The organism is Nonomuraea sp. LPB2021202275-12-8 (assembly GCF_037044575.1).
Taxonomy (GTDB): Bacteria; Actinomycetota; Actinomycetes; order Streptosporangiales; family Streptosporangiaceae; genus Nonomuraea.
The window spans coordinates 1-4,794 of record NZ_JBAHWD010000088.1 but is presented as its reverse complement, the minus strand read 5'-3'; the positions used below and the strand labels follow the sequence as shown (position 1 = coordinate 4,794).

Below are 4,794 nucleotides of genomic sequence, written 5' to 3'. Positions count from 1 at the left end.
TATGGCGTGTCCAGGACATGCCTACGCCAGACGGAATCTGGGTCTGTCCATCTCGCGAAACGGACAGAGGCGCGCCCCGTCAGGAGCTCACGAACCAGGCTGTTCTACGCCAATGCCGCGAACGACTCACACCACATAAGAGACGTACGCCCGCAAGCCATCCCAAAATGCCCACTGAGAGACGATCTCGACACCGTGCTTGAGGCTGCGTCACGGGTCCGTGGCCTGCCGGGCGCGGAGAGCCCGGAGCTTGTGGCGGTTGCCGCAGCGCTCCATCGCGCACCAGCGCCGGGCGCCGGGGCGGGACGTATCGACGAACACCAGCGGGCAGTTGTCGCTCGCGCACTCGCGGATACGCCCGGCGAGCGGCCCGGACAGCAGTTCGACCATCTCCCGTGCCAGCGTCGACAACGCTTGCGTTGCCCGCACCGGCGGCGCCCACCACGCGGTCGTGCCGCCGGCGGCGAGCTCGGGGATCAGCGGCGCCGCGGCCGCGGCCCGGTTGATGGTCGCGACCGTCCCGGCGGGGAGGGGGCGACGCGCCGCCTGGGCGTGCGCCGCGTCCCAGATCGCTTGGCGGAGGGACTTGGCCGCGGTCAGCTCTCGGGCCGTCACGGGGACCGTCATGACCGCGGCCAGCGGCGGCTGGGCCAGCCACTCGCCCAGGTCGGCGGGTTCGTGGAGGGTCTCGAATACCGCGTACCGGCCCTCGCCGCCCGTGTGGGCGAAGTCCAGGCAGATGGCACCGGCGTCGAACCGGAACGACCCGCCCTTGGGGTCGTGCAGCACTCGTCCGGTTGTGCTCGCTCGCATGAAACCACTATAACTGGTGTTACACGAAACCGCTGCAACTGGTTTCCTCATCGGAGGAGGCAGCACATGGGTGTACGGCACATCAACCCCGAGGGGCTCCATCGCAGCCCGGCTTTCAGCCAGGCCGTCGTAGTCGAACAGCCGACGAAGACGATCTACGTCGGCGGGCAGAACGGCGTTGACGCCGACGGTAAGGTCGTCGGTCCCACGGTCGGGGAGCAGGCCAGGCAGGCGTTCCGCAACCTCGCGACCATCTTGGAGAGCGAGGGGGCGAGCCTGGCGGACATCGTGCACTGGCGCATCGCCGTGGTGGACGGCCACACGTTCGACGAGGGGGTGACCGCCTTCCAGGAGGTGTGGAACCGGGCCGACCCGCCGCCGGCCATCACGGTCCACGTCGTGGCCGGCTTGGGCTCCGGGTTCCTCGTCGAGATCGACGCCGTCGCCGTCGTGTGACGCCCCGGGGGCTACTTCCGGAACCGGTCGTGGGGTTGGCCCGGTTTCGACGCCGGGAGGGTCATCCGTCATCACGCGCGCTCTGGACCGGAGGCGGTGGGTGCCGTCTGCGCTCCTGTGGTGGACGTGACTCGGCCTCAGGGGCGCGGGCGCACAGGTACGCGTCCAGGTCGGCGGCGCCCTTGAGCATGGCGCGGCCCCGGGCGGACAGGCGGGCCTGCCAGTCGCGCAGGGTCGACTCCAGCGGGGCGACGCCTCCGGCGGAGCGGACCTGAGCGATCAGCGGGGCGATCTGCTCCAGCAGGTAGCCGCCCCGCCTGAGCTGGTGGGCCAGCCGGACGTCCCGTACGTCGGCCGCGCTGTAGATCCGGTAGCTCGTCTGCGGATCGCGGCGCGGCCGGACCAGCCCGGCGTTCTCCCATTTGCGCAGGGTGGCAGGGCGGATGCCGAGCCTCCTGGCCAGGGGGCCGATGAACATGTCGCCGCGCTCCTGCGGCACTGGTGCCAGATCGCGGAGCGCGGCTTCGACGGCCTGGAGGGTGCGGCGGTCGTCGAGGAGTTGGCCGTGACTCTCGTCGATGAGCCGCAGCGCGTCCTCGGTGACACCCCGGTTGACCGCCCGCATGATCGACGTGGCCGTCTGGTGACCGTGGCCGGACACGAGGGCGAGGAACGCGCGCAGGGCTTGCGCGTGCAGCGGCGTATAGGTGCGATAGCCGTGGACGGTGCGTTCGGCGGCGGGCAGGATGCCGGCGTCCTCGTAGTTTCTGATCGCCTGGGTGGACAGGCCGTGCTCGCGCGCCAGGTCCACCGGCCTCATGGATGCATCACTGATTGAAGGTCCATCGCGATGAGAGTGGGGATTTCCAGGGCAAAGTTTACACTGAGAGTTCAGCGATACCGTTGAAGGTATGGATTTCAAGGACACGGCCCGGCCGCTCGATGGCCCGGGCGTCTCGGCGTTCCTCCGATCGCTTCCCGCCAAGCCCCTGCTGCTCGGCCTGGGCGAGGCCAGGCACTTCGTGGGGGAGTTGGGTGAGTTGCGCAACGAGATCTTCCGGCATCTGGTCGAGCACGAGGGCTACCGGTCGTTCACCATCGAGAGCGACTGCCTCAGGGGCCTCGTGGTGGACGACTACATCACGACGGGCGCGGGCACACTCGATGACGTCATGGAGCGCGGCTTCAGCCACGGCTTCGGCGCGTCCCCGGCCAACCGCGAGCTCGTGCGCTGGATGCGCGCGTACAACGAGGTGCATGACGAGAAGCTCCGGTTCTTCGGCTTCGACGGCCCACTGGAGTACTGGGCCGAGAGCCCGCGCCAGGCGCTCACCGCCCTCTACGCCCTCCTCGACGGCCCCCTCACCTGCACCATGGAAACCCTCGACGCGCTGCTCGGCCCGGACGACCGGTGGACGAACGAGGCCACGGTCATGGACCCGTCCCAGTCGATCGGCCAGTCGGCCGACGCCCAGCGGCTGCGGCTGCTTGCCGACGACCTGGTGGCACTGCTCGACACTCAGGTGCCGCGGCTGAGCGCGAAAGACAGGGAGCGGGCGGCGCTGTACGGGCGCACCGCCGTCGGCCTGCTCCGCTACCACTCCTGGATGGCCGACTCGTCCCCGGCGCGGGTAGCCAGGCTGTCGGCCCTGCGGGACGCGATGATGGCCGCCAACCTGCGTGCCGTCGCCGGGCAAGGCCCCGCCCTGGTCTTCTGTCACAACCTTCACCTGCAGCGCGACAAGAGCTTCATGCGGCTCGGCGACCTGCCGCTGGAGTGGTGGAGCGCGGGGGCGATCACCGAAGCGCACCTGGGCAACCGGTACGTCTACCTGGCCTCCGCCTTCGGCACGGTCGGCGACAACACCCCGCCCCCGGACACCGTCGAGGGCATCCTGTCCACGCTCCCGTGGGACCACTCGCTCATCGACGCCCGCCGCCTGGCCGAGGCCATCACGAAGCCTGCCCCGCGCATCTCCCACGATTTCGCCTATTTCCCGCTGGACCCGGCCCAGCTCGACATGATCGACGGCGTCATCTTCCTCAAGCAGGCTGTCAGGCTGGATTGACAGGCGCGTGCGTGTCGGGCTGTGCTGACACGCACGTCCATCCGGCTTGGTGTGGGTCGTGGATGGCGCCGGCCTGCTTGAACAGATATTCGGCCGCCGGCCGGTCACTGGTCGGCCCAGTGGTCGGGGTATCGCCCGTGCTGGGGCCGGCTACCCGCACATCGAGGTGCGCGGGGTTTCAGGATCGACCGCAGGTCGCGGGGCAGAACGTGACCTCGGGGTAGCGTGATGACGGCTTGTCCAGGAGGGGCTGCCGCTGCGACTTCAGGTGCTGGTCGAGGAAGGCCGCCACGTACGTGCGGGTGAGCTCGGCGCCACGGGCCGCGGGCATCATGCCAGGGAGAGGTTCGATGCCGAGGACGTCTGCCACCAGCGGGATGTCGGTGAAGGACTGGTGCTCGGCGCCTGACAGCACGAGCCATCGCTTCCATCCGGTCAGCAGCTTCCAGTCGCGGTCCCACGAATTGTCGCGGCCGCCGGGGATGTGCTGCGACGAACCCAGGAACATGAACGGCCGGGAGAGGCCGCTCTTGGGGAGCCGGGCGTAGGTGGTGCCGTCCATGTCGATTCCGGCGCGTATGCGTGGGTCTTTGACCATGGCTGCCACGGTGCTGGCCCCGCCGATCGACTGGCCCACCATCGCGATCCGGGTGCGGTCGATCAGGCTGGACCGGTCCCAGGTGGAGGTCAGCTGGTCGAGGACGAAGGAGACGTCGGCGGCCCGGCCCTGGACCAGCCCGGTGCCGAAGCCCGGGTCGGTGTTGCTGTCGCAGGCGAGGCATTCGGCGACCCGCCCGTCGGACAGGGTGGTGGCGTAGCTCTCGTAGGTGTGGTCGATCCCGGCCACGACGTACCCTCGGCTGGCCAGGTCCTCGGCCAGGGACGTGAGCGTGCTCATCGGTTTGGTGAAGCCGGGTGAGAGCACCACCAGCGGAAGCTTGCGCCCGGAGGGGGCGGCGTGCTTGACGGCGTTGGTTCGCGTCTTGCTCAGCGTGCGGTACGGCGTGGTCGCGATCCCGGAGCCTTTCAGGAGGAGTTCCGATTCTTTGGCTGTCATGTAGGGGGAGCGCTGCCCGTCTCGCTGCTTGGTCGGATACCACAGGGTGACCTTGAGTTCCCTGGCGTCGACGTCGGGGTCCCAGGGATCGGGGCGGGAGGTGTCGGTCAGATGCAGGGCGGTGGTGCCGACCGGCCGGGGGCCGGTGGGGGCGGGCAGGGTGGCGGGGCCGGTCGGTTCGGTCGGCGGGGCGTCGGCTCTGGGCGGCGCGGGGGCGGAGCAGGCGGACGCGGCGAGGACGGCCAGTCCCGCGGCGAGGGCCAGGAGTCTTCTCATGGCGAGGTCCCTTCACTTGTGCAGCAAGGTCAGGGCCTTGGCCAGGGCGGGGTCGCGCCCTGCGGCCGCGTCCTTCGGCGTCGGGGGCGCGTGGTGGTCGGGTGGCACGCCGATCCGGTCGAC

The 4,794-nt window shown here is 69.9% G+C and carries 5 protein-coding genes; 2 read left to right on the top strand and 3 right to left on the bottom strand.

What is annotated here, in order from left to right; genetic code table 11:
• Window positions 1–210: 210 nt before the first annotated feature.
• A complete protein-coding gene (locus tag V5E28_RS48650; RefSeq protein WP_336217130.1) occupies window positions 211–813 on the bottom strand; it encodes a CGNR zinc finger domain-containing protein in 603 nt (200 codons plus the stop codon).
• A gap of 66 nt (window positions 814–879) precedes the next feature.
• Between V5E28_RS48650 and V5E28_RS48645 the strand changes: the two genes are divergently transcribed.
• Window positions 880–1,269 (top strand): RidA family protein, encoded by a 390-nt coding sequence (locus V5E28_RS48645; RefSeq protein ID WP_336217129.1) that lies wholly within the window; start codon window positions 880–882, stop codon window positions 1,267–1,269.
• 61 nt (window positions 1,270–1,330) lie between these two features.
• Here V5E28_RS48645 and V5E28_RS48640 read toward each other — a convergent pair whose 3' ends face one another.
• Window positions 1,331–2,089, bottom strand: a complete 759-nt coding sequence (locus tag V5E28_RS48640; protein ID WP_336217128.1) for a TioE family transcriptional regulator — start codon at window positions 2,087–2,089, stop codon at window positions 1,331–1,333.
• A gap of 91 nt (window positions 2,090–2,180) precedes the next feature.
• Between V5E28_RS48640 and V5E28_RS48635 the strand changes: the two genes are divergently transcribed.
• A complete protein-coding gene (locus tag V5E28_RS48635) occupies window positions 2,181–3,338 on the top strand; it encodes an erythromycin esterase family protein (RefSeq protein ID WP_336217127.1) in 1,158 nt (385 codons plus the stop codon).
• A gap of 178 nt (window positions 3,339–3,516) precedes the next feature.
• Here the strand turns inward: V5E28_RS48635 and V5E28_RS48630 are convergent, their stop codons facing one another.
• Window positions 3,517–4,671, bottom strand: a complete 1,155-nt coding sequence (locus V5E28_RS48630) for an alpha/beta hydrolase family protein (RefSeq protein WP_336217126.1) — start codon at window positions 4,669–4,671, stop codon at window positions 3,517–3,519.
• Window positions 4,672–4,794 lie beyond the last annotated feature (123 nt).